Origin of the sequence: Nostocoides vanveenii (genome assembly GCF_039531165.1) — a bacterium.
Taxonomy (GTDB): domain Bacteria; phylum Actinomycetota; class Actinomycetes; order Actinomycetales; family Dermatophilaceae; genus Nostocoides_A; species Nostocoides_A vanveenii.
In genome coordinates this window covers 53387-76823 of the sequence record NZ_BAAAPN010000021.1, presented here as the reverse complement: position 1 = coordinate 76823, position 23437 = coordinate 53387, and the positions used below count along the sequence as shown (strand labels likewise).

Genomic DNA, 23437 nt, shown 5'->3' with positions numbered 1-23437 from the left:
CGTCACGCGGCATTAGGTCCGCCCCGCCCGCGCGGGGATGAGCCCGCCGCCGGGCTCTGGCGCACCACCAACAAAGGGTCCGCCCCGCCCGCGCGGGGATGAGCCCCTGGTCTACGGCTACCCGTTCATTTTGAACAAGTCCGCCCCGCCCGCGCGGGGATGAGCCCCAGGCGTCGATCTCGGTCGGCGCCGTCGTGCCGTCCGCCCCGCCCGCGCGGGGATGAGCCCTATCAGATCACCGCCGTCCGGGTCGTCGTCACGTCCGCCCCGCCCGCGCGGGGATGAGCCCCCGACGTACGTGGACGAGACGGGCACCGGGTCGTCCGCCCCGCCCGCGCGGGGATGAGCCCGCCGTGATGACCGACAACGCGCTGCTGTGGCGTCCGCCCCGCCCGCGCGGGGATGAGCCCGCGGCAGCCGACGCGGAAGGTGCTCGTGCAGCGTCCGCCCCGCCCGCGCGGGGATGAGCCCTACGGCTCCGGCGTCAACCTGGGGTCGAGCAGGTCCGCCCCGCCCGCGCGGGGATGAGCCCGTCGACAACACGGCGGACACCGCGAAGCCGGTGTCCGCCCCGCCCGCGCGGGGATGAGCCCTCGATCACCGGAATGTGTCTGGACCCCAACGAGTCCGCCCCGCCCGCGCGGGGATGAGCCCCGGGCACGACGGCGCCGACCGAGATCGATGCAGTCCGCCCCGCCCGCGCGGGGATGAGCCCGGCTGGCGGCACCGAACTGGCCGACGCGGCGAGTCCGCCCCGCCCGCGCGGGGATGAGCCTCCCCGACGGCGAGTGGCAGGCTGCGCAGGCCGGTCCGCCCCGCCCGCGCGGGGATGAGCCCGGCATCCGCGGCCGCGGGTCGATCGCTATTGCGTCCGCCCCGCCCGCGCGGGGATGAGCCCGTGCAGGCGATCTCCATGCGTCAGGAGTGGGCGTCCGCCCCGCCCGCGCGGGGATGAGCCCGGCAACTCATATATGAGGTAGCGACGTGGGGGGTCCGCCCCGCCCGCGCGGGGATGAGCCCTACGCCGCCTTCACGCCGCTGTGTGTCGCGGTGTCCGCCCCGCCCGCGCGGGGATGAGCCCTTTCGACTCGGGCACCTACGCGCCGGGCGACAGTCCGCCCCGCCCGCGCGGGGATGAGCCCGCGGCGTTGTCTTCGTTGTGGCCGAAGTCGTTGTCCGCCCCGCCCGCGCGGGGATGAGCCCGCGCGCCAGGCGATCAACGAGGCGCGGGAGCAGTCCGCCCCGCCCGCGCGGGGATGAGCCCACGGCAGTGTGCTCTGAGTGGGATGCCGTGGCGTCCGCCCCGCCCGCGCGGGGATGAGCCCGTCCCGCGCGTTCGACGTAGGGCATGCCGTACGTCCGCCCCGCCCGCGCGGGGATGAGCCCGTGGTGCGGGTCGAGGCGCCTGACGCCCGCCCGTCCGCCCCGCCCGCGCGGGGATGAGCCCAGCCAGGTCATTAAGGAGTGGAGCGGGGACACGTCCGCCCCGCCCGCGCGGGGATGAGCCCTACGTCGGAGGCGGCGTCGTCGCCAGGTGGCTGTCCGCCCCGCCCGCGCGGGGATGAGCCCGCCGTGTACGCCCGGTTCAGCATTGAAGGCCTGTCCGCCCCGCCCGCGCGGGGATGAGCCCCAGCACTTCACCACCGGCACCGGAACGAACCAGTCCGCCCCGCCCGCGCGGGGATGAGCCCACGCGACTTCCTGGCCAGGATGGCAGTCCGTGGTCCGCCCCGCCCGCGCGGGGATGAGCCCGACGGCATGTTTGTCGTGGAGGATGCGGGGCGGTCCGCCCCGCCCGCGCGGGGATGAGCCCGTGAGGTTCTCCCACGCGCCATGAATCATGACGTGTCCGTGGCCATGAAAAAGTCCCCACTGGTGGCCAGGTAGCGGTCCCCACTGGTGGCCATGTCGGGTCTCCGGTGGTGGCCAAGTAGAAGTCCCCGCTCCTCGTTCTGCGCGTGTCGTAGCGGCTCGTGAGGCCCTGCGTGGCGACGGTAGCGATGCCTAGTCAGCCGTCGTCACCACGCAGGGGTTTCCATTGAAGAACGAAAGAGAACGGATGGACATCATTTCGGCCTATCGTGAGGTGGGCAGCTACCGGGGAGCGGCCGCGATGTGCGGCACGACCCACAAGACCGTCAAGCGGGTCATCGCGGCCCATCAGGCCAGTAGCCGCGGCGAACCACCCATGCCGCGGGTCGAGCGTGGCCGTAACTACGACGCGGTCAGGCAGCTGGTTGTGGAGAAAGTCAACGACACCGCGGGGCGGATCAGCGCGAAGCGGTTGATGCCGGCCGCGCGTGCTGCGGGTTTTGAGGGGTCGGATCGCAACTTCCGGCGCCTGGTCGCCGACGCGAAGCGGCAGTGGCGTATCGGGCAGGCCCGCGCGGCGGGGCGGCGTCCGGCGATCTGGACACCGGGTGAGGTGTTGGCGATCGATTGGGGCACGGAGCTGGTCGCGGGCCGCCGGGTCCATGTGTTCTGTGCGGTGCTGGCCTGGTCGCGTTACCGGTTCGTCCGGTTCGCGCCCGATGAGCAGCAGAGCACCACGCTGGCGATGCTCTCGGAGTGCTTCGAGGAGCTCGGCGGGGTTCCCAAGCTGGTGCTGGCTGATCGGATGGCGTGCCTGAAGGGCAGCGTGGTCGCCAACATTGTGGTGCCGGCGCCGGACTACGTCCGGTTCGCGTCCCACTACCGGTTCCGGCCGGACTTCTGTCATGCCGCGGACCCCGAATCGAAGGGGATCGTGGAGAACCTTGTCGGTTACGCCAAGGACGACCTCCTCACGCCGTTGGAGCTTGAGGAGGATCCGTGGGTCGACGGCTATGCCGGGCTCCACGAGCGGGCGAAGGCGTGGGGTGTGGAGGTCAACGGCCGTCGGCACAGCGAGATCCACGCGGTCCCGGACGAGCGGCTGGAGTCGGAGCGAGAGGTGCTGGGCGAGCTGCCGTCGCTGCGGCTGCAGGTCGGCGCGGCGCCGATCACCAGGAAGGTCGACAAGCTGTCCTGCATCCGGTTCGGTTCGGCGCGCTACTCGGTGCCCAACGCTCTGATCGGGCGGGTCGTGACGGTACTAGTCGACCAGCGCGACCGGGTGCTGCGGGTGATCGAGCCAGTCACCGGCGAGGTCCACGCCGAACACCAGCTGGTCGCACCAGGCGAGACGTCGATCGACGACGCCCACTACGACCGGCCCAGGGCAGCGTCGCCGCGACGCAGCGCGCGGGGGCGGACCCCGGCCGAGCGGGAGTTCTTGGCGGTGGGGCCGGTCGCCGAACAGTTCCTGGTCGGGGCCGCCGCGGCGGGTGTGACCAAGCTGAACACCGAGATCACCGAGCTGCTCACCCTGGCCGCCGCGCACGGTACCGACGCCCTGACCGCAGCCCTGGAGCGGGCCGTCAGCTTCGGCCGTTGGCGCGCCGACGACGTCCGCTCGATCCTGGCCACCAACGGCCACGCGCCCCGGCCCACACCGGCCGGGCAGGCGCTGGTAATGACCCTGCCCACCGTCCCGACCAGGTCGCTGGCCGCCTACCGGATCGATGGGACCGATCGGGGTGGGGTGTCGTGACCGCCGCCACGCCGCCGCCGCTGCCGGCGGACCTGAACGAGGGGCTGAAGCGGTTGAAGATGGCCGCGATGCGCCGGCTGGCGCCCGAGCTCCTGGTGACCGCGAAGACCCAACGCTGGAAACCCGAGGAGTTCCTCCGCACCCTGGTCGAGGCCGAGATCGCCTCGCGTGAGGCATCCAACGCCCGCACCCGGATGCGGCAGGCAGCGTTCCCGGTCACCAAGACCCTCGAGGAGTTCGACATCGCCGCCTCCTCGATCCCGCCCGCCACGTTTGACTATCTCTCCTCGCTGGAGTGGATCCGCGCAGCGGAGAACGTGTGCCTGATCGGCCCCGCCGGCACCGGGAAGTCCCACACCCTGATCGCCCTAGGGACCGCCGCCGTCGAGCACGGGCACCGGACCCGGTACTTCACCGCCGCCGAACTAGTCGAGACCCTCTATCGAGGACTAGCCGACAACAGCGTCGGAAAACTCATCGACGCCCTACTTCGCAACGACCTCATCCTGATCGACGAGCTCGGCTTCGCCCCCCTGGACGACACCGGCGCACAACTGCTGTTCCGGTTCGTCGCCGCCGCCTACGAGAGACGCTCACTCGGTATCGCGTCACACTGGCCGTTCGAGTCCTGGGGACGATTCCTGCCCGAACACACCACCGCGGTCAGCATGCTCGACCGGCTCCTGCACCACTGCCACACCGTCGTCACCGACGGCGACTCCTACCGAATGAGACAAGCCCGAGCGAACGGAGGAACCCGACTCAAAACCAACTAAAACTCCACGAGGGGTGGGGACTTCCAGTTGGCCACCAGCGGGGACCTCAACCTGGCCATTGACAATGGCCGACGGGGCCCAGGCGGCGCGGGGATGAGCCCCAGGCGTCGATCTCGGTCGGCGCCGACGCGCCGTCCGCCCCGCCCGCGCGGGGATGAGCCCGCTCGGCCCCGCCGACCCGGAAAGCGGTCGCTGTCCGCCCCGCCCGCGCGGGGATGAGCCCACGCCGTGCGGCACATTGCCAGCGAAGGCCGAGTCCGCCCCGCCCGCGCGGGGATGAGCCCATGAGCACGAAGCTTGGGTATATCGAGATACCGTCCGCCCCGCCCGCGCGGGGATGAGCCCGCATACCAAGCGGCGAGATCCACGCTCGACCTGTCCGCCCCGCCCGCGCGGGGATGAGCCGCGCCTTCATCCCCAGCCCGTAGGCATTGGGCAGTCCGCCCCGCCCGCGCGGGGATGAGCCCTCGTCCGCGTACTTGAACGCCAGGCCGAGTTGGTCCGCCCCGCCCGCGCGGGGATGAGCCCTCGTCCGCGTACTTGAACGCCAGGCCGAGTTGGTCCGCCCCGCCCGCGCGGGGATGAGCCCCGCTCACCGGACCGGTGGCGGTCGTTGTCACCGTCCGCCCCGCCCGCGCGGGGATGAGCCCAACGCAATCGCCGACACGAAGACAGCACCCGCGTCCGCCCCGCCCGCGCGGGGATGAGCCCCCCGACGCGGCCGTTGACGGACACGATTTGGAGTCCGCCCCGCCCGCGCGGGGATGAGCCCTCCCGGTCGAGCGTGCGATCCCGGCCGCGCTCGTCCGCCCCGCCCGCGCGGGGATGAGCCCAGGACGCAGCGCGATGACCGCCGACCTGCGCAGTCCGCCCCGCCCGCGCGGGGATGAGCCCCGGGAGCACGTTGACCCCGCGGCGCCCCGTGAGTCCGCCCCGCCCGCGCGGGGATGAGCCCCGTCGGCCGCTGCCGAGTTCGCCGTCTCCGGCGTCCGCCCCGCCCGCGCGGGGATGAGCCCCAGCCGCGCAAATCCCACACTCCCGCACGGCAGTCCGCCCCGCCCGCGCGGGGATGAGCCCTCCGCACGAGAGGACGCGCTGCTGCGCGGGCGGTCCGCCCCGCCCGCGCGGGGATGAGCCCTCGACGAACTCGGAGAGGCCGGCGACCAGGACGTCCGCCCCGCCCGCGCGGGGATGAGCCCGTCTACCACGCTCCGCGTGACGCCTTCACGTGTCCGCCCTGCACTCGCGGGGATAAGGGCCGGAACCCGTCAGAAGTCGGCAGCCTGAGCGGGCAGGGTGAGAGTGCGCAGCGCGGCGTCCAGCGCGAGCACGGCGCCGGGGCGGTGCTCGACGACAAACCCCGCCTCTGCGCGGGCGCCGATGGTCTGACCGCCCAGCCAACAAGCGCCGAGGTCGGCGATGTCGAGGGTGAGGTCCGGCGCCCCGTCGGTGCGCTCGGCGCGACCGATGCCGGTCGCGTCCGCGACCACGCGCCATACGCCGTCGTTCGCCGGTATGACGTGATCCCGCACCTCGATCCGGAGGTCGCAGGGCGCGGCATACCCCCGTTCGGCAACGGCGGCGGGCAGATCGGCGATGCGCAGCCAGACCGAATCGGTGGTTCGCGCGTCAAGCGCCCGCGGGGAACCGAGCCAGGTCACCAGGGGGTCGTCGGGAGCCACCCAGTTGACGACGGAGGTCACGAGGTCGAGGTCGACAAGCCTGCGCATCAGCGCCAGTCGTGCGCCCTGGTCGACGCCCACGAACCAGGTGACGTCGACAGTCCCGGCGGGCCGGCCGGCGGACCAGGCGCCGTCGCGACGGAACCACGCGAACCCGACGTCGACCCCCTCGCGCGTGGCAAACATCAGGCGCCGGGGCTCCTTGCCGACGCGCAACTCCGGCACATCTCGAGTCGTGCGCGCAATGTCCTCGACGCTGCGCGCGACCATCCCAAGGTGGACGTTCGCGCACGCCGACCACACGGCATACAGGCGCTCGGCGTGTTCGGGCTCGGCGGTGGCCATGGCGGTGTGGGTCGCTTCTGCCAGATCGACAATCCCTTGGGGCGCAGTCCATTTCGTCCCGGCGGGGAATGACGTCAGGGCCGCGACCGACGCCATTCCATAACCGAACCGGCCGTAGATTCCCGGCTCGGATGCCTTCAGAACCGCGAGCGTCCGGCCGCTCGCCCTCGTCCACTCCAGGTGGCTACCGACCATCGCGCGCAAGACGCCCCGGCGACTGTGATCCGGATGCACCCCCACCTGAGTCAGTCCCTCGACGGCCACCGCGCGCACACCGCCCAACGGGCCGGGGAGCCCGAGCAAGAGATCGCGCGATCCGCACGCACCGACGATGTCGCCGTCATACTCAACGACGAGGGCTCCGCGCGGCCGCGACCCCGCCTCGCGCACATCGGCCGGTCCGCCGCCATCACCGGCCCAGACGATGTCATGGAGGGCGACGCGAGCGGCCGCGTCCGCGTCGATTGCAGCGCGCATCTGATACGCGACCGGTAGTCCGTTCACCCCTCCACCCTGGCAACGCGCTCCGAATGCGGCAAGTCGATATCGCCCGTGCGACAACACGCGTTGCTCTGAGAGGACGAGCGCATCCGTTGGCCGCGCAAGCCCCCGTCGGCTACCTCGTTTCGGCATAGTTTTCGCAGGGGCGTCTGCCAGCAGGGGCCGGCGACCTCGCACGGCGAAGGGGAAGCCATGGTTCGGAAACGCACCACCTTTCGGCGCTGACGCTGGCAGCGGCGACGGCAGGCGTCGCTGCGCCGGCGCAGGCCGGCCCGGCCCAGGACGTCAAGCTCGTCACGGCGGGCTTCCTGTGTGCCCGTCCCGGTCTCCAGCCTCGGCCGCTGCGTCCGCTCGGTCAGCGCAGACGGCGTTTCGGCAACCGTGTGTGTCATCACCACGGCCGGAGCAGCCAAGTGCTGGGGGCACAACTACGCAGGCAATGTCGGCAATGGGTCGATGTCGTATGCCGTCCCGACTCCCGCCCAGGTTGTCGGGCTGACCAGCGACATCAGTTCGATCGCGGTCGGCGAGGGCACAACGTGCGCCGTCCGAAGGGGCGCTCTGCTGTGCTGGGGCGATGGCGACAAAGGCTCGCGAGCATCTGGGGATCAGCGCGACTCGCTGACTCCGGCGCCTGCCAAGGTACTGACCAGTGGTGTCACGCAACTGGCCATGGGGGGCATGGGTGGCTGCGCCGTGTAGGCGCGACGGGCCTACTGCTGGGGGGCAAGGGCATACGGCCAGCCCGTCTCGTTGGCGCCGAGGCTCGTGTCCTTCTGACCTGCGTGCCGAGGCAGGGAGGCACGAGGGGCAAGATACGGGCATGGGTATCCCCACCGACATTGAGATTGCCAGCGCTGCCAGTCTCCGCCCGCCCGTCGAGATCGCCGGTCGCCTCGGCATACCGCCGCAGTTCGTCGAGCCGTATGGCCGCTCGGTCGCCAAGATCGACCTCGCCTGCCTCACCGCGCCGGGCCAGCCGACGCAGCAACGCGCGAAGTACGTCGTCATCTCGGCCGTCACTCCCACGCCGCTCGGCGAGGGCAAGACGACGACCGCGGTCGGGCTCGCCGATGGCCTAGCTCGCATCGGCCGGAATGTGGCCGTCACCTTGCGTCAGCCGTCGATGGGGCCGACCTTCGGGATCAAGGGCGGTGCCGCCGGCGGCGGCTACAGCCAGGTTGTCCCGATGGACAAGCTCAACCTCCATCTGACCGGTGACTTCCACGCGATCACCGCCGCGCACAATCTGCTGGCTGCGATCGTGGACAACCATCTCCACCACGGCAACCAGCTGCAGATCGACCCCCACAACATCACCTGGCGTCGCGTGCTCGACGTCAACGACCGCGCCCTGCGCAATCTCGTCGTCGGTCTCGGCTCCAAGGTCGACGGTGTCCCGCGCCAGAGCGGCTTCGACATCACCGCCGCGTCCGAGGTGATGGTGCTGCTCTCGCTCGCCACCTCACTGGAAGATCTCCGAGAACGGTTGCGCCGCATCGTGATCGGCTATTCGTATGCCGGCCGCCCCATCACCGCGGACGACCTCGGCGCCGCCGGCGCGATGGCCGTGATCCTCCAGGATGCGCTGAACCCCAACCTCCTGCAGACACTCGAGGGCACGCCCGCGCTGATCCACTGCGGGCCCTTCGGCAATATCGCCACCGGCAACTCCTCGATCGTCGCCGACCTCGTCGCCACGCGGCGCGCCGACATCGTCCTGACCGAGGCCGGCTTCGGTGCGGACATGGGGTGCGAGCGCTTCATGAACGTCAAATGCCGGGTCTCCGGCTTGCGCCCGGACGCCGCGGTCCTCGTCGTCACCATCCGCGCCCTGAAGACGCACTCCGGGCGTTTTGACGTCAAGGCCGGCAAGCCCCTGCCGCCGGAGATGCTCGAGGAGAATCCGGACGATGTCCGCGCGGGCCTGCCGAACTTGATCAAGCACATCGAGATCGTCAACACCTTCGGGGTCTCGCCCGTGGTGGCGATCAATGCCTTCCCGAGCGACCACGCGAGCGAGCACCAGGTCGTCATCGACGCGGCCGAGCGTCTCGGCATCGATGTCGCCGTGACCCGGCACGTGGCCGAGGGCGGGGCCGGCGCCGAAGCCCTCGCCGAAGCCCTGCTCAAAGCCCTCGACCGGCCGACCAACTTCCGCTTCACCTATGAACTCGACGCCCCGCTCGTCGACAAGATCGATGCGGTGGCGCGCAAGGTCTATGGGGCCGAGGGGATCGACGTGCTGCCGGCAGCGGCGAGCGCGCTCGCGGCATACGAAAAGCTGGGCTTCGGCGCCCTGCCCGTCGTCATCGCCAAGACGCACCTGTCGGTCTCCTCCGACCCCAAGCTGCTTGGCGCCCCCACCGGGTGGCGCCTGCCGGTACGCGAGGTGCGCGCGGCGGCCGGCGCGGGCTATGTCTACGCGATCTGCGGCGAGATGCGCACCATGCCCGGCCTGTCCAGCCACCCCAACGCCGAACGCATCGACCTGACTCCCGACGGCGCCATCATCGGCCTGAGTTAGCCCGTGCGGGCGAGCATCGACACCGTTTCGCCACCTGTGCACCCGCGTCGCCACGCCGACACCCCGTGGGACGCGGGTATGGGTGACGAAGGCAGGTATGCGTGGCGAAGCGGTGCAGGCGGGCCCTAGAGCCGTCCGCGCTCGGCCAGCACGACGGGTTTGCGCCGGCCTTCGGCTGCGCTTATCAGGGCCGTGCCACACAATCTGCCCATGAACCGACGGCGCGCCCTGCTCGCGACAGTCGTCGCCGTGCTCGCGATCATTGCCGGTATGACCGTGTGGAGCCTGCGCCCGGACCCGCAGGCGCCGATCGCGCCTCAGTCACTGCGTATCCCGGTCGGCGCCGAAGCCGACGGGTCGGCCGTGACCCTGGATGCCGACCTGTACCTGCCGCAGTCGCACGCGCCTGCGCCAGCGGTCCTGCTGGCGCATGGATTCGGCGGCAGCAAGGCCGACCTACGGGCCGACGCTCAGCGCCTCGCAAGCGAGGGCTACGTCGTACTTGCTTATACGGCTAGGGGTTTCGGGCGATCGGGCGGTTTGATCCACCTGATGGACCCGGCCTACGAGGTGGCCGATGCCTCGGCGTTGATCGATTCGCTCGGCGCGAATGCGCGCGTCTTGCGGGACGCGAGCGGGGACCCGCGCGTGGCGGTCATGGGCGGCTCCTATGGGGGCGCGCTCGCCCTGATGGCCGCCTCGCGCGACCCGCGCGTCGACTCGGTGGTCGCGATGATCACGTGGCACGACCTGGCCGATGCCTTCTTCCCGAATGCTGCCGCCATCGCTGGGGAGACGGCGACGCCGGGTCCATTCAAGCAACTCTGGGCGGCCGCCTTTCTGATCGGCTCGCAGAGCGGTGCAGGTGGTGGCGCGGACGTGAGCGGGGCGTGCGGACGCTTCGAGCCCACCTTGTGCCGCGAGTTCGTCCGAGCGGCAGAGACCGGGCAGCCCAGTCCCGCTCTACTTGATCTGCTCCGAAAGCACAGTCCCGCAACGGATCTCGCGAGGGTGAAAGCGCCTGTCTATCTCGTCCAGGGCATGACCGACACACTCTTCGGGATCGACCAGGCGGACGCGACCGCGCGCACCCTCTTGGCCGACGGCGTCCCCGTGGCGGTCCGCTGGACCAACGGTGGCCACGACGGGAGCGGCACTGACGCGGCAGCGACCGTGGGCTCCGGGTCGGCGGCGGCGCGCTCCGAGCGCGAAGACGTCACGGCATCGATCGACACGTGGCTGAATGGCGCACTGCGGCAGCGCATTTCCCGCCAATCCGAGCTGCCGATCCCCGCCTTCACGTATGCCGTGCGCCCGCGCCGCGGCCAGAACGCGGCCCGCGTGCTCTCCTTGCCGGCCTACGACCCGGCCGCGGTGGCTGGCCGGGTTGGGAGCCGGGAGTTGGCTTTGCATGGTGTCGGCGGTGGCCGGCTGCTGAACCCGCCCGGCGGCGTGCCTTCGGCGATCACGTCGGTGCCGTCGGGGCCGGATCTGTCTGCGGCGCCGAGCTATTCGCTCGCGGCACTGCCTGGCCAGTCAGTCGCGTTCGACACCAGCCGCTTGACCGAGTCACTCACGGCGGTGGGCGCTCCCTGGCTGACGCTCGATGTCACGTCGTCGGGCAGCGAGGTCACGCTCTATGCCTCGTTGTGGCAGGTGCAGGGCGAGTCTGCGCGCCTGGTCCGGCCGCTGACCGCGCCCCTGCGGTTCGCAACCGAGCCGGGGCGTCGGACAACAGTGGCGGTGACCTTGCCGATGGCGACATGGCAACTGCCGGCTGGCTCGACATGGCGGGTGCTTATCAGCGCCACCGACGCGGCCTACCGGGGCCCGGTTGCGGCCCGGACCGATGCCATCACGCTTGATTCTCCGGCCCTGATCCTTCCGGTTGCGGGCGGCACACCCCTCGGCGGCCCGGCGCTCGTGGATCGCGAGACCGCCTGGGTGGCCGCGGCGACGCTCGCCCTGCTGGCGCTTCTCACGGGTGCCGCTCTGGTCCGCGGCGGCCGACGCCGCAGGCCGGATCGTTTCGCCGCGCCGTGGCCGCGCGCCGAGTCGACGCCTGACCCCTCACCCGGGAGACCCGACGAGGATCCCGGCCACCTTGAGGAGGTGGTGGCTGCCGGGGTGGGGAGCCACGGCATACCAGCTCGGGAAGAGGCGTCGGCCGGCGGGATGGGTCATCGCGGGGAGGCGGTCGCGGCCGAAGACGGGGGCCGTGGCATACGGGCTGGGGACGCGGACGCGCCGGTGACCTTCGAGGTGCGGGGTCTGGTCAAGGTCTATGGCGACGGGCATCGCGCCGTCGACGACGTCAGTTGGCGCGCGGAGCGCGGCCAGGTCGTCGGCCTGCTCGGCCCCAATGGCGCGGGCAAGACCACGACCTTGCGTATGGCCGTCGGCCTGATCGGCGCCGACGCGGGCGAGACGCACATCCTCGGCCAACGCGTACGGCCCGGCGCCGCCGTCCTCGCCAATGTCGGGACGCTCATCGAAGGCCCGGGCTTCGTGCCGCACCTGACCGGTCGGCAGAATCTGCACGCCTATTGGGCCGCAACCGGGCGGCCGGCCCACGAGGCCGACCTCGAGGAGGCGCTCGACGTGGCGGCCCTCGGCGGTGCGATCGACCGGCCAGTGCGCTCCTACAGCCACGGCATGCGACAGCGGCTTGGCATCGCCCAGGCCATGCTCGGGCGGCCAGCCGTGCTCATCCTCGACGAGCCCGCGAACGGCCTCGATCCGCCGCAGATCGCCGCACTGCGCCCGATCCTCCAGACGTATGCCGCCGCCGGCCGCACCGTGATCGTCTCCAGTCACTTGCTCGCCGAGGTCGAGCAGACCTGCAGCCACGTCGTGGTCATGCAGGCTGGGCGCGTCGTGGCTGCCGGCGCCGTGGCCGACCTAGGTGTGACGCGCGATCGGCACCTGGAGGACGTCTTCCTCGACACCATCGCGGGCGGCAGACCGGTCCTCGCCGGCAACGGCGCGGTGGGCGGCCCGGGCTCACCCGGCCCGGCCGGCCACGACGGCCACGACGGCCACGACGGCCACGACGGCCACGACGGCCACGACGGCCACGACGGTGCTACCAGCGGGGTCGACACCCGCACCGACCGACTCCGACAGATCAGGCCGCGATGAGCACCACACCCGCACCCGAGCACCTGGCCGGCGAGGCGATCGGCCGGGCCCGCCGCGCACTGCCGCTGCGCGCCGAGGCCCGCCGACAACTGCGCCGGCCGAGGACCCTGTGGGCGGGCGCGATCCTGTTCGCCTTGCCACTAATCGTTGTCGCGGCCTTCGCCCTGGGTGACGGCGGCGACCCGGGCGGTGCGCTCTTCTCCGACCTCGCGACCAGCGGAGCCGCCAACTTCGCCGTCTTCATGCTGCTCGTGGCCGCGGAGTTGCTGATCCTGATTCTGGCGGCGCTCTTCGTCGGTGATTCCGTTCCGGCAGAAGCGAGTTGGGGGTCGCTGCGCTATCTGCTCACGGCTCCGGTGCCGCGCGCCCGCCTGCTGACGAGCAAACTGATCATCGGTCTGCTCACCTCGGCGGTGGCGCTCGTGGCGTTCGTGAGTTGGTCGCTGGTGGTGGGCGGGCTGGCATACGGCTGGGCGGCGCTGACGATCCCGCTGGCCGGGACGCTCGACTGGCCCACGGTCCTCGGCCATCTGGCGCTCGCGAGTGGCTATGTGTTCGTGTCGGTCCTGCCCTTTGCCGCGCTGGCTTTCTGGGTCGGCGTGGCCGTCGACACCCCGCTGGGCGCGGTCGGGGCGGCCGTGCTGGCGGCGATCGTCTCCTCGATCCTGGACGCGCTCGATGCGCTCGGTGACTGGCGTCGCGCTCTGCCGAATCACTACAGCCGGGGCTGGATCGAGCTCTTCCAAGTCGAGCCCGACCTGAGCGAGATGCTGCATGGCGTGGCCTGGTGCGCGCTCTACACGACGGTCTTCTTAGCGCTCGCCTACCGCCATTTCGCGCGCAAGGACGTCCTCAGCTAGGCCCCGCATCGACCCACGTCCGGCGGGCCAGGCGCTCACCGCGCCGACTCAACACAGGTTAAGTGACCTCCAGCAGGGTAGACCCTGCTCTAGGTCACCTAAACACGGCCTAGTAGAGGTGAGGGAGCCTCGGGCAGGCGCGCACGGAAGAACACGATGGGCACGCCCGGCTTGGCGACCCGGCCCGCGGCGGGGATGGCCGCGACATACGCCGCCAAGGCGTCGTAATAGACATGGTCGGTCGCCAACAGACGACCCACCACCTCGTGGCGGCTGCGCACGTCGACAATCGTCGCGGGCAGCTCGCGCCGGAAGGCCTTCCACCAGGTTTTGGCCTCGGCCTTGCCGACCACGACCACCCAACCCCCAGCCCAAGGCACGGCCCACACGGGGAGCGAGACCGAGGCCCCCGAACGGGGCGCGACATACTCCAGCAGCACCGTGTGCTTGCCCGTCAGCCGGCGCAGCGGGGATGCCGCCAGCCGATCCGAGAACCGACGCTTCCTCGCCACCACCGACCACCTCCGCGCGTCACCCTAGTCCCGAGCCGGTCTCGCAAACGGCGCCAGGACGTCCGACAGGGTGGTCAACAGCTGGTGGGCGGCGGCGGGACGCCAGCCGTGGTCGCGCCCCGGGTTGTCGGCGACCACCCAAGCCAGATAGGCCGACGTGCTGAAGGCTTCCAGCGCCAGCCAGGCGTCCCGGCGCAGCCGAAGGGCGGCGGCATCCCCGCATCCGCCGGCATCGACATAGGCGCGCACGAGGGCGTCCACCTGACCGTCGTTCACGGACGCATACCAGGGGGCGGCATGAACCGCACCACCGAGGAAGCCGATGTCGCGCGCCGGGTCGCCGATCGCCGCCCACTCCCAGTCGATCAGTCGCGGAACTCCTTGGTGCACAAGGACGTTGGTGCACACCGGGTCGCCGTGGATGAGGCTGAACCGGTCCAGATCGGCGAAGGCACCCGCCACATCCTTGCCGTATGCCCGCATGGGCGCGACCAGCGGCCACCACGCCTCTCGCTCGGCTCCCCCGAGGCGCGGCGCCCACCAGTCAACAACCTCCTCCACCCGGGCCACGAAGTCGATCCGCCCGGCCGCCGGCCCCGTGCCGGCCAACGCCTCGGACGCCGGCCCGGGCCCCGGCCACGTGCGCTCATGCAGAAGCGCCAGGTCGGCGACGAGCAGGGCGCGCAACCCGTCCGACCACTGCGACGGCGCCAGCGTCCGGCCCGGCACCAGCGACTCGACAAGATAGGGAAACGCCCCAGCCCCGGCCACCTCGACCTCGCCGGCTCCGATGACCCGCGGCCCGAGACCGGCCGGCGCCAACAGCAGTGCCGCACGCTCCTGCGCCAGGTCCACGGGCAGTTCAGCCGCCGGGCGCCGCGCGATCCGGACGACGAGATCGCCGGCCCGCCAGACGGCATACGACTCGCCCGACCCGAGCGGGACTAGACCATTCGCCGGCGGGACGCCACCGGTGACCGCGAACCACTCGGGATGGCGCGCGATGATGTCTGATAGGTCACCCTCGGCCCAGTCCCGCAACATGGGTTCGATCCTCTCAATCCACTGTCACGATCGCCAGCCCTCAATCCCCACAACGGTTTTCGCTAGGAGAGCCCCGCCTCCCACCGCTGCCTACACGGGGCAACTGGCGGATGCCAGGCGGTCCTTGGTACACCCACCGGGAATCGACGTGGAAACATGAAAGCACTTCAAGGAGGCGGCATTGTCCACATACGTATTCCAGTTCAGTGAGGGTAACAAGGACCAGAAGGACCTCTTGGGCGGCAAGGGCGCGAACCTCGCCGAGATGGTCAACATGGGATTGCCCGTACCACCCGGTTTCACGATCTCCACCGAGGCCTGCAAGGCCTACCTCGCCAATGGCCACGTCCCGCCGAGCCTGCGCGTCGAGGTCACCATGGCCCTGCGCGCGACCGAGGACCAGATCGGCCGGCACTTCGGCGCCGACGAAGAGCCCCTGCTCCTGTCGGTCCGTTCCGGCGCGAAGTTCTCGATGCCGGGCATGATGGAGACGGTCCTCAACGTCGGTCTCAACGACCGCTCCGTCGAGGGCCTGGCCAAGTTCGCGGGCGACGAGCGCTTTGCGTGGGATAGCTACCGGCGCCTGATCCAGATGTTCGGCAAGACCGTGCTCGACATCGACGGCGACCTCTTCGCCGACGCGCTCGATGCCCAGAAGGCCAAGGCTGGCGTCAAGAGCGACCCCGAGCTGACCGCGGACGACCACAAGGCCGTCGTGGCGGCATACAAGGCGATCGTGCAGGAGCAGAGCGGGGCGGACTTCCCGCAGGACCCGCGCACGCAGCTCGACATGGCCATCGAGGCCGTCTTCAACAGCTGGAACACCGAGCGTGCGCGCCTCTACCGTCGCCGCGAGCGCATCCCGCACGACCTCGGCACCGCGGTCAACGTGATGGCGATGGTCTTCGGCAACCTCGGTGACACCTCCGGCACCGGCGTCTGCTTCACCCGCGACCCGAGTAGCGGCCACAGCGGTGTCTACGGTGACTACCTGTCGAACGCTCAAGGCGAGGACGTCGTCGCCGGCATCCGCAACACCCTCCCGCTCGCGGATCTGGAGCACCTCGACCCCAAGTCGTATGCCGAGTTGCGCGCCGCGATGCGCCGCCTCGAGACCCACTATCGCGACCTGTGCGATATCGAGTTCACCATCGAGCGGGGCAAGCTGTGGATGCTGCAGACCCGCGTCGGCAAGCGCACCGCGGCGGCGGCCTTCCGTGTCGCCACCCAACTGGTCGACGAGCACCTGATCACGCTCGATGAGGCCATCGGCCGAGTCACCGGGACCCAGCTGACCCAGCTGCTCTTCCCGCACTTCGACGCCGCCTCGGGCGCCCAGCCGCTCGCCAAGGGCCTCGGCGCCTCCCCCGGCGCGGCCGTGGGCGAGATCGCCTTCGACAATGCCGGCGCGATCGCCCGCAAGCAGGAGGGCCACTCGGTCATCCTCGTGCGCCGCGAGACCTCCCCCGACGACCTGCCCGGCATGGTCGCGTCGGTCGGCGTGCTGACCGCGCGCGGCGGCAAGACCTCGCACGCGGCCGTCGTTGCGCGAGGCATGGGCATGTGCGCCGTCGTCGGCGCCGAGGCGCTCAAGGTCGACCCCGTCGGCAAGACCGTCAAGGTCGGCAAGACCACCTTGACGGAGGGCGACATCATCGCCATCGACGGCGCAACCGGCGAGATCTTCGTCGGTGAAGTGCCGGTCGTCGACTCGCCCGTGATGACCTATATCGCCGAGGGCATCGACGCGGCCGAGGCCGCGGTCCACGGCGACGCCGAGACGCTCGACCTGATCCGCTCCGTCGACCGGTTGCTCCGGTATGCCGATGGCGTGCGCAGCCTGCGCGTGCGCGCCAACGCCGACACGGCCGAGGACGCCAAGCGCGCCCGCGACCGCGGCGCCCAGGGCATCGGCTTGTGCCGCACCGAGCACCAGTTCCTCGGCGAGCGCCGGCAGTATGTCGAGAATGTCATCCTCGCCGAGACCGACGAGGAGAAGCAGGCGTCGCTCGATGCGCTCGTGCCGATCCAGCGCCAGGACTTCATCGAGTTGCTCGGCGCCATGGACGGCCTGCCGACGACGATCCGGCTCATCGACCCGCCGCTACACGAGTTCCTCCCCGACCTGACCGAGCTCTCGGTCAAGGTCGCGCTGGCCGAGGCCAAGGGCGAGGTCGACCCGCACGACCTCAAGCTGCTCGCGGCGGTGCAGCGTACCCACGAGGCCAACCCGATGCTCGGCCTGCGCGGCGTGCGCCTGGGGCTGAAGATCCCCGGCCTGTTCGACCTGCAGATCCGCGCGATCGCCGAGGCGACGGTGCACCTGCTCGGCGAAGGCAAGAAGCCCAAGCCCGAGATCATGGTCCCGCTCGTGGGCTCCGTGCGCGAGTTGCAGATCATCCGTGACCGGGCCGAGAAGATCCTCGCCGACGTCGCCTCGACGTCAGGTGTCGAACTGCGTATCCCGATCGGCTGCATGATCGAGCTGCCGCGAGCCGCCCTCACGGCCGGCCGCATCGCGGAGGAGGCGGAGTTCTTCTCCTTCGGCACCAACGACCTGACCCAGACGACGTGGGGCTTCTCGCGCGATGACGTCGAGAGCGCCTTCTTCGCCGACTACCTCGAGTCGGGCGTGCTGACGATCTCCCCGTTCGAGACGCTCGACGCCTTCGGTGTCGGCTCGCTGGTGAAGATGGGCGTGAAGTCGGGCCGCAAGACCCGCCCGGATATCCACATCGGCGTCTGCGGCGAGCACGGTGGCGACCCCGAGTCGATCCACTTCTTCCACAAGGCGGGCCTGGACTACGTCTCGTGCAGCCCCTTCCGGGTGCCCGTAGCGCGCCTCGAAGCCGGCCGCGCCGCCGTCGACCTGGGCGACCACTCGACCGCCTGACCCCCTCCGCCCCCGTCGAAAGGCCGGTTCAGACCCGTCGAAAGGCCGGTTCAGACCCGTCGAAAGGCCGGTTCAGACCCGTCGAAAGGCCGGTTCAGGGTCATCGAGAGGCCGGTACCGGCCTCTCGATGACCCTGAACCGGCCTTTCGACGGGGTGTCAGGGCAGGCGCACGACGCCGACCAGGTCGTCCGGAATGTCGAGCACCCGGGCCACAGTGTGCCGAATCGCGCTGACGAGCGTGGTCTCGGCACTGGGTCCGCGGTCGCGGCCGGCGATCTGCACGAGGGCGCCAACCGTCGTGCGGTGGTTGGTCTCGGACGGTGCCGGGTATGTCACCGGCATCACGATCGACGTCTCGGGTGGCCGATGACCGCCTCCCCCATCCTTGTCATCGGCGAACTGTGCCCCGACATCGTCGTCGCCGGCGTCCCCACCGACGGCCGGGCCTTGCGCTTCGGCCAGTCCGAGGATCTCGTCGCCGGCACGGTGATGACGCTCGGCAGCAGCGCCGGAATCACGGCGTGCGCCGTCGCCGCGGCCGGGACTCCGGTGCGCCTCAAGGCCGTTCGCGGCGAGGACGAGTTCGGTGCGGCCTGCCATCGCTGGCTCACTGAGCGCGGCGTCGACGCCGGGCCCGTCCGCATCGACCCGACCGTGAGAACGGGCTCCTCGGTCATCCTGGTCCGCGCCGACGATCCGGGTGATCGGGAGATCCTGACCGATTTGGGGGCCATGACCGCCCTGACGGTGGCCGACCTCGATGACCAGCTGCTCACATCGGCCGGCCACGTTTACGTCAGCTCGTTCTTCCTCCACGCCGGCGCGCGCGACGACTTGCACACGCGCCTTCGTCGCGCCCGTGAACTCGGGTGCACGGTCAGCCTCGACACCAATGACGACCCGGATCGCCTGTGGGGCAGTGGTGCTCGCGAGGCCATCGGCGAGTCCGACGTGCTCTTCGTCAACGAGTCGGAGGCCCGCGGGCTGGCCGGAGCCGACGCGAGCGAGCCGCTCGCGGTTGTCGTCATGGAATTGCTCGCGCTCATGCCTCGACAGGGGCGTGACCCGCGCCTCCCCGCGGTGGTCCTCAAGCTTGGGGTGGCGTCCAGATTCCGGTGTAAACGCGCGGGCCCTGGTTCAGGTTTCGTGGGGTTGATGTTACGCGGTGGCGGTGACAGCGTCGGTTTGGTCGGCGTGTCGGGGTCGTAGTTCGCGGGTGGGTCGAGTAGGGATCGGCGGAGGTCGTGTAGCAGGCGTGAGCCGGCGGGGGTCATGGCCAGGCCGCGCCAGCCGGCGGAGGCGCGGTCCAGGACGGCCCAGACCAGGCTGATGCAGGAGGTCTCGCCGGGGAAGCGGCCGATGACTTTGGCGCGGCGGCGGGTTTCGCCGAAGGTGCGTTCGATGAAGTTGGAGTGCCGGATCCGTTTTTGGTGCTCGGCCGGGAAGCGCAGGTAGGCGCTCAGTCCGGCGGCGTCGGTGAGCAGGATCTTCATCGCCGCCGGGTAGATGGCGGCGTACTTCTCGGCGAACGCGCGGACGCGGGTGTCGATCAGGTCGACCAGCGCGGGGCCGGGTTCGATATCGAGGTCGGTGGTGTCGAAGATGGCCCAGTAGCCGTCGCGGATCTCGTCCTGCATCCCGGTCGGGGCCTTCGCCAGAACGTTCCGCAGCCGGTGGATGAGGCACCTCTGCCGCAACGCTTTCGGGTAGATCTGCTCGATCGCGGCGATCAATCCTTGAGCGCCGTCGGAGATGACCAGCAGCGGACTGCCCAGGCCCCGATGGCGCAGGTCGGCCAGGAAGTCGACCCACGCGTCGGTGGATTCCCCGGCCCCGGGCGCCAACCCGATGAAGACGGGTTTGCCGTCGGTGCTGATCCCCCAGGCGGCCAGCACCGGCTCGGCCGGGCTGCCTTGGTGCGTCCGGAAGAACGAGGCGTCCAGGAACAGGTAATCCACGCTCACCCCCTCCAGGCGGCGGGCAGCCCACTGCCCGTACTCGGCGGTGATCGCCTGGCAGATGGTGGAGACGGTGGACTTGGAGATCGCGGCCTGGTCCCCGAGGGCTTCAGCCAAGGTGGCCTCCACATCCCGCACCGACAGGCCCCGCACGAACGCGGCGATCACCAACGACTCCAACGCGTTGGTCTTGGTCACATGCTTACCGAACAGGCGGGAGGCGAACGCGGCGGTGGCGCCGCGCAGCTTCGGCCGCTCCAGCTGGACCGGTCCGGCGGTGGTCTTGACCGTCACCGGCCGGTACCCGTTACGGGACCCCGGCCGGGCGTCGGTGATGGTCGCGGCGCGCTGGTAGCGCTCCCGGCCCAGGAACTCGGTGACCTCGGCCTCCACGGCGGCCTGCATCAACAGCTGCGCGCCGAGCCCGGGCCACCTCCTCCAAAACCTCCGGCAACGGCCGGTCCTGCGCGAACAGGGCGTCGATCCTGGCGTGGATCCGATCGGTGGGTGATACTCGTGCAGACACGGGCGTAGGGTCCTTCCTTCGATGACTTTGAGCGGTCTCGAAACCGAACCTACGCCCGTCTCATTTACACCGGCCGCTGGACACGACCAAGCTTGGCGCGGCGGGGGCGAGCGTCCATACCCGGACCGACAGCTGGCAGGTTGCGGCACAGGAGGTGACCGTGGCGGACACGGTAGGCGCCGGTGACACGCTCGCGGGCACCTGCCTGGCCCTGTTGGCGTCGGGAGCCGCCTGGTCGGCCACCCTGCAACACGGGGTCGCGGCCGGGACGCTGTCCACACGGTCACCCGGCGGGACGGCCGGCCAGCAGCCGCTCGCCGTCGTCGCTCAACTCGCCGCCAGCTTGCCGCTCCACCATGCTGATGTCCCCCAATCCGAGGAGAAGCCGAGATGACCACGACCCCAGGCGGAGCCAGCTCGCAGACGCTCGCCGAGATCGCCAGCCAGCCGCGGATGTGGCAGGCCGCGATCGACCTCGGCCGGACCGCCCCGCCCGGTGTGCCCGGCCCGGGCGAGCGGGTCCTGGTGCTCGGTTGCGGCACGTCCTACTACGTCGGGCTCGCCTATGCCGAGATCCGCGAGAGCGCCGTGTTCGGCGTCACCGATGTCCTGATCGCCAGCGAGGTGCCTCCGGTCTTCCGCCCGTATGACCGGGTCGTCGCCATCAGCCGGTCCGGCACGTCCTCGGAACTGCTGGATGCCGTGCGGCTGATCGCCGAGCAACAGCCCGGCATCCCGGTCACCGCTTTGCTCGGCGAGCAGGGTACGCCGCTGGCCGCGCTGGCTACGGACATCGTCGACCTCTCCTTCGCCGACGAGCAGAGCCTCGTGCAGACCCGCTTCCCGACCACCCAGCTCGCGCTCCTGCGCGCAGCGATGGCCGAGCAGGAGCCGGCAGGTGCGGCATACGACCGCAGTCCACTGGACGGGCTGAACCAGCTTGTCGCTCTGTGTGAGCGGCCCTGGCAAGTCCGTTGCCGGACAACGGTATTCGGCAACTCGTCGTCCTCGCCACGGGGTGGGCTCGGCACGTGGGCGAGGAGGCCGCGCTCAAGGTGCGCGAGTCGTCGGGCGCCTGGGTGGAGTCCTATGCAGTCGGTGAATACCGTCACGGCCCGGTCGCGACGTGTGGTCCGGGCACGCTCGTCTGGGGTCTGGATCGCATTCCCGACGACATCGTCGAGGTCGTCGAGTCGGCCGGCGGGCGGGTGGAACACGGCTGCGGCGAGCCGCTTGCCGAACTCGCGCGCATCCACCGGTATGCCGTCGCTCTCGCCACCGCCGCCGGCCGCGACGCGGACCATCCGTACCTGCTCTCGCTCGGTCATCCTCCCCGCCGACGAGTGACCCCTCCCCCCTCCCCCGTCGAGAGGCCGGTTCAGACCCGTCGAGAGGCCGGTTCAGCCCCGTCGAGAGGCCGCCGCGATTCTGAAGCGGCCACTCGATGACCCTGAACCGGCCACTCGACGGGTCTGAAACCCGCCCCCACTCGATAGCCCAAATCTTTAATCCCGGTAGAAGAATTGCCCGGTCCTAGGAACCTGCTTCCGGGAGTGCGCTGACGGGGAGGTGATAGAGCCATCCCGGCGTCGGATGTGTCACCCATAGCTGATCTCCGACGACGACGGCATCGACATTGCCGTCGGCCGCCGTGCCCTGCGCATCCAAAGCAAGCCGTCCCGTCACTTTCGCGCTCGCCGGATCGATGACGTATGCCGTGGGACCGCGTGCGCCGATCGCCACCACTCGCTGGCCGACCGCGATCACAGCATCCGCACTGTCGATGCCGGAGATTGTGTCGTTGACGCGATCGGTGCGCGGATCGATCACCGCGACCGCGTCGTCATGGGTGCAGGCAACCAAGACACGGGCGGCGGTGACGACGACGCCCTGGGGGCCACGGCATACGGGAATCGTCACCCGCCGGCCCAACCCGCCGTCCGCCGTGAGCTGGATGCGCGTGACGGTGTCGTCAACGAAGTTGGTGACCCAGAGCGCTGAGTCACCGGCGGCGATCAACCGGGGCCCGCTGCCCACAGCAGCCTGCCCGCGGACGCGTCCGCTCCGCACGTCCAGCCGGACGACGCGCGCACCCATCTGGTCAACGACATAGACCGACTCCCCCGCGACGACCAGCCCTTCGGGCTGCGCCCCCTGGCCCAGATGGGCGCGGCGGATCACCCGGTTCCCCGCCGTGTCGACGAGCGCAAGATCGCCGTCGCCGAAAACCGAGACCCAGACTCCGGCGGGCGCCACCGCCATCCGCAGCGGCACCGCACCGACGTCGAGACGACGGCCGTCGGCCAGGCGTACATACGGGCCCTGCGCGACGGCGACCCAGGCGTGGCCCTCGACCGCGACCAGCCCCACCGGAACCCCCGGCAATGGTTCGCCCACAACGCCGTGCGGCCGTGGCGCCGGCGTGGCCGACCGGGAGGGGCTGGCCGCGGCGGTCCTCGACCGGGCGTTCCCCAGGCTCGCCGCGGTGTCATGGCCGCTGTTACCGGGGCTCGAGCAGGCACCCGCGGTGAGCAGAGCAAGAGCAACGCCGGCTGCCCGCGCACGGGCAGCCGGCCGCCCCCGCTCAGGACAACGCAGCACAGACGTCCGACATCTGATAGTCCGCGTTGTGGGTGGCCGTGACCTCGACGCCGCCGTCCGGGGTCCAGGTCTCGACATAGCGTCCGGTTTGCCCGGTCACTCGCCCGACTCCGGGCATGGTGAACTGGACGTCATTGCCGTTGACGATTATCCGCACCGTGCCGTCGCTGTCGTGCCACTCGGTATAGGTCCCCCCAAGATGGGCGAGGAGGATCTTGCCATTGGCGGGGTTGCTCAGCGAATAGGTGTAGGCGCTGACCCAGCGTTGCACCCGAGTGACCGTTCCGTCCGCAGCGGTGTAGGTGCGAGTCCACAGGCGACCATCGCGCACCCGCACGATGGGGAAGTCGCAGAAGGGCGCCCCAGCAGGCACGACGCGGGTGTCATTGACGTAGTCGATAGAGGTCGTGGCGGGTGGTGCGGCGGTCGCCATCCCGGCGCCGCCGAGGGTGGCGGCCACCGCGGCGACCAGGGCGATTCTTAGGCGCATGGCGTCTC

General features: G+C 70.7%; 16 protein-coding genes, 1 pseudogene and 2 CRISPR repeat arrays. Of the genes and pseudogenes, 10 read left to right on the top strand and 7 right to left on the bottom strand.

The window, feature by feature from the left end; genetic code table 11:
- Positions 1 to 16 precede the first annotated feature (16 nt).
- Positions 17 to 1813: a CRISPR direct-repeat array (repeat unit 29 nt; unit sequence GTCCGCCCCGCCCGCGCGGGGATGAGCCC).
- 225 nt (positions 1814 to 2038) lie between these two features.
- Positions 2039 to 3571 (top strand): IS21 family transposase, encoded by a 1533-nt coding sequence (gene istA / locus ABD209_RS04305; protein WP_344062629.1) that lies wholly within the window; start codon positions 2039 to 2041, stop codon positions 3569 to 3571.
- Positions 3568 to 4347 carry an IS21-like element helper ATPase IstB gene (gene istB, locus ABD209_RS04300; RefSeq protein ID WP_344062626.1) on the top strand — a complete coding sequence of 260 codons (780 nt, stop codon included), beginning with the start codon at positions 3568 to 3570 and terminating at the stop codon, positions 4345 to 4347. The genes istA and istB overlap by 4 nt, the downstream gene beginning before the upstream one ends.
- Positions 4348 to 4480: 133 nt before the next feature.
- Positions 4481 to 5546: a CRISPR direct-repeat array (repeat unit 29 nt; unit sequence GTCCGCCCCGCCCGCGCGGGGATGAGCCC).
- Between the two features lie 69 nt (positions 5547 to 5615).
- Here istB and ABD209_RS04295 read toward each other — a convergent pair.
- On the bottom strand, positions 5616 to 6878 hold the full coding sequence (locus ABD209_RS04295) for a GNAT family N-acetyltransferase (RefSeq protein ID WP_344062622.1): 1263 nt from the start codon (positions 6876 to 6878) through the stop codon (positions 5616 to 5618).
- Positions 6879 to 7187: 309 nt separating this feature from the next.
- Here ABD209_RS04295 and ABD209_RS04290 point away from each other — a divergent pair, with 309 nt between their 5' ends.
- From ABD209_RS04290 to ABD209_RS04275, 4 genes are all read left to right on the top strand, one after another.
- The gene (locus tag ABD209_RS04290) at positions 7188 to 7577 is read left to right on the top strand and encodes an RCC1 domain-containing protein (protein WP_344062619.1); all 390 of its coding nucleotides are present in this window, start codon (positions 7188 to 7190) and stop codon (positions 7575 to 7577) included.
- A 121-nt stretch (positions 7578 to 7698) separates the two neighbouring features.
- Entirely contained in the window at positions 7699 to 9402 is a 1704-nt protein-coding gene (locus ABD209_RS04285; RefSeq protein WP_344062616.1) for a formate--tetrahydrofolate ligase, read from the top strand.
- A gap of 210 nt (positions 9403 to 9612) precedes the next feature.
- Entirely contained in the window at positions 9613 to 12543 is a 2931-nt protein-coding gene (locus tag ABD209_RS04280) for an alpha/beta fold hydrolase (RefSeq protein ID WP_344062613.1), read from the top strand.
- A complete protein-coding gene (locus ABD209_RS04275) occupies positions 12540 to 13403 on the top strand; it encodes an ABC transporter permease (protein ID WP_344062610.1) in 864 nt (287 codons plus the stop codon). The genes ABD209_RS04280 and ABD209_RS04275 overlap by 4 nt, the downstream gene beginning before the upstream one ends.
- A 98-nt stretch (positions 13404 to 13501) precedes the next feature.
- Here the strand turns inward: ABD209_RS04275 and ABD209_RS04270 are convergent, their stop codons facing one another.
- Both ABD209_RS04270 and ABD209_RS04265 read right to left on the bottom strand, forming a co-directional pair.
- Positions 13502 to 13915: a hypothetical protein gene (locus ABD209_RS04270; protein WP_344062607.1), complete on the bottom strand. Its 414-nt coding sequence runs from the start codon at positions 13913 to 13915 to the stop codon at positions 13502 to 13504.
- Between the two features lie 24 nt (positions 13916 to 13939).
- Positions 13940 to 14959 (bottom strand): phosphotransferase family protein, encoded by a 1020-nt coding sequence (locus tag ABD209_RS04265; protein WP_344062604.1) that lies wholly within the window; start codon positions 14957 to 14959, stop codon positions 13940 to 13942.
- A 181-nt stretch (positions 14960 to 15140) separates the two neighbouring features.
- Here ABD209_RS04265 and ppdK point away from each other — a divergent pair, with 181 nt between their 5' ends.
- A complete protein-coding gene (ppdK, locus tag ABD209_RS04260) occupies positions 15141 to 17852 on the top strand; it encodes a pyruvate, phosphate dikinase (RefSeq protein ID WP_344062601.1) in 2712 nt (903 codons plus the stop codon).
- Between the two features lie 158 nt (positions 17853 to 18010).
- On the opposite strand, the gene ABD209_RS04255 is transcribed toward ppdK, so the two are convergent.
- The gene (locus ABD209_RS04255; protein ID WP_344062598.1) at positions 18011 to 18454 is read right to left on the bottom strand and encodes a hypothetical protein; all 444 of its coding nucleotides are present in this window, start codon (positions 18452 to 18454) and stop codon (positions 18011 to 18013) included.
- On the opposite strand from ABD209_RS04255, the gene ABD209_RS19735 reads away from it, so the two are divergent.
- Positions 18344 to 19063: a carbohydrate kinase family protein gene (locus ABD209_RS19735; protein WP_425564565.1), complete on the top strand. Its 720-nt coding sequence runs from the start codon at positions 18344 to 18346 to the stop codon at positions 19061 to 19063. The genes ABD209_RS04255 and ABD209_RS19735 overlap by 111 nt on opposite strands.
- On the opposite strand, the pseudogene ABD209_RS04250 reads toward ABD209_RS19735, so the two are convergent.
- A pseudogene (locus tag ABD209_RS04250) lies at positions 19013 to 20338 on the bottom strand (IS256 family transposase). The gene ABD209_RS19735 and the pseudogene ABD209_RS04250 overlap by 51 nt on opposite strands.
- A gap of 76 nt (positions 20339 to 20414) precedes the next feature.
- On the opposite strand from ABD209_RS04250, the gene ABD209_RS04245 reads away from it, so the two are divergent.
- Positions 20415 to 20732, top strand: coding sequence for a PfkB family carbohydrate kinase (locus tag ABD209_RS04245; protein WP_344062638.1), 318 nt, complete (start codon positions 20415 to 20417; stop codon positions 20730 to 20732).
- Positions 20729 to 21685 carry an SIS domain-containing protein gene (locus tag ABD209_RS04240; protein ID WP_344062592.1) on the top strand — a complete coding sequence of 319 codons (957 nt, stop codon included), beginning with the start codon at positions 20729 to 20731 and terminating at the stop codon, positions 21683 to 21685. Before ABD209_RS04245 ends, ABD209_RS04240 begins: the two co-directional genes overlap by 4 nt.
- 186 nt (positions 21686 to 21871) lie before the next feature.
- Here ABD209_RS04240 and ABD209_RS04235 read toward each other — a convergent pair whose 3' ends face one another.
- Together ABD209_RS04235 and ABD209_RS04230 are read right to left on the bottom strand one after the other, a co-directional pair.
- Positions 21872 to 22708, bottom strand: coding sequence for an NHL repeat-containing protein (locus ABD209_RS04235; RefSeq protein ID WP_344062589.1), 837 nt, complete (start codon positions 22706 to 22708; stop codon positions 21872 to 21874).
- A 214-nt stretch (positions 22709 to 22922) separates the two neighbouring features.
- Entirely contained in the window at positions 22923 to 23429 is a 507-nt protein-coding gene (locus ABD209_RS04230; protein ID WP_344062586.1) for a hypothetical protein, read from the bottom strand.
- Positions 23430 to 23437: the final 8 nt, after the last annotated feature.

Excerpts from the sequence above, each read along its gene's own strand:
- ABD209_RS04285 (WP_344062616.1), top strand. The coding sequence starts at position 7,699 with ATGGGTATCCCCACCGACATTGAGATTGCCAGCGCTGCCAGTCTCCGC.
- ABD209_RS04280 (WP_344062613.1), top strand. The coding sequence starts at position 9,613 with ATGAACCGACGGCGCGCCCTGCTCGCGACAGTCGTCGCCGTGCTCGCG.
- ABD209_RS04275 (WP_344062610.1), top strand. The coding sequence starts at position 12,540 with ATGAGCACCACACCCGCACCCGAGCACCTGGCCGGCGAGGCGATCGGC.
- ABD209_RS04265 (WP_344062604.1), bottom strand. The coding sequence starts at position 14,959 with ATGTTGCGGGACTGGGCCGAGGGTGACCTATCAGACATCATCGCGCGC.
- ABD209_RS19735 (WP_425564565.1), top strand. The coding sequence starts at position 18,344 with ATGACGCTCGGCAGCAGCGCCGGAATCACGGCGTGCGCCGTCGCCGCG.
- ABD209_RS04255 (WP_344062598.1), bottom strand. The coding sequence starts at position 18,454 with ATGGCAGGCCGCACCGAACTCGTCCTCGCCGCGAACGGCCTTGAGGCG.
- ABD209_RS04240 (WP_344062592.1), top strand. The coding sequence starts at position 20,729 with ATGACCACGACCCCAGGCGGAGCCAGCTCGCAGACGCTCGCCGAGATC.
- ABD209_RS04230 (WP_344062586.1), bottom strand. The coding sequence starts at position 23,429 with ATGCGCCTAAGAATCGCCCTGGTCGCCGCGGTGGCCGCCACCCTCGGC.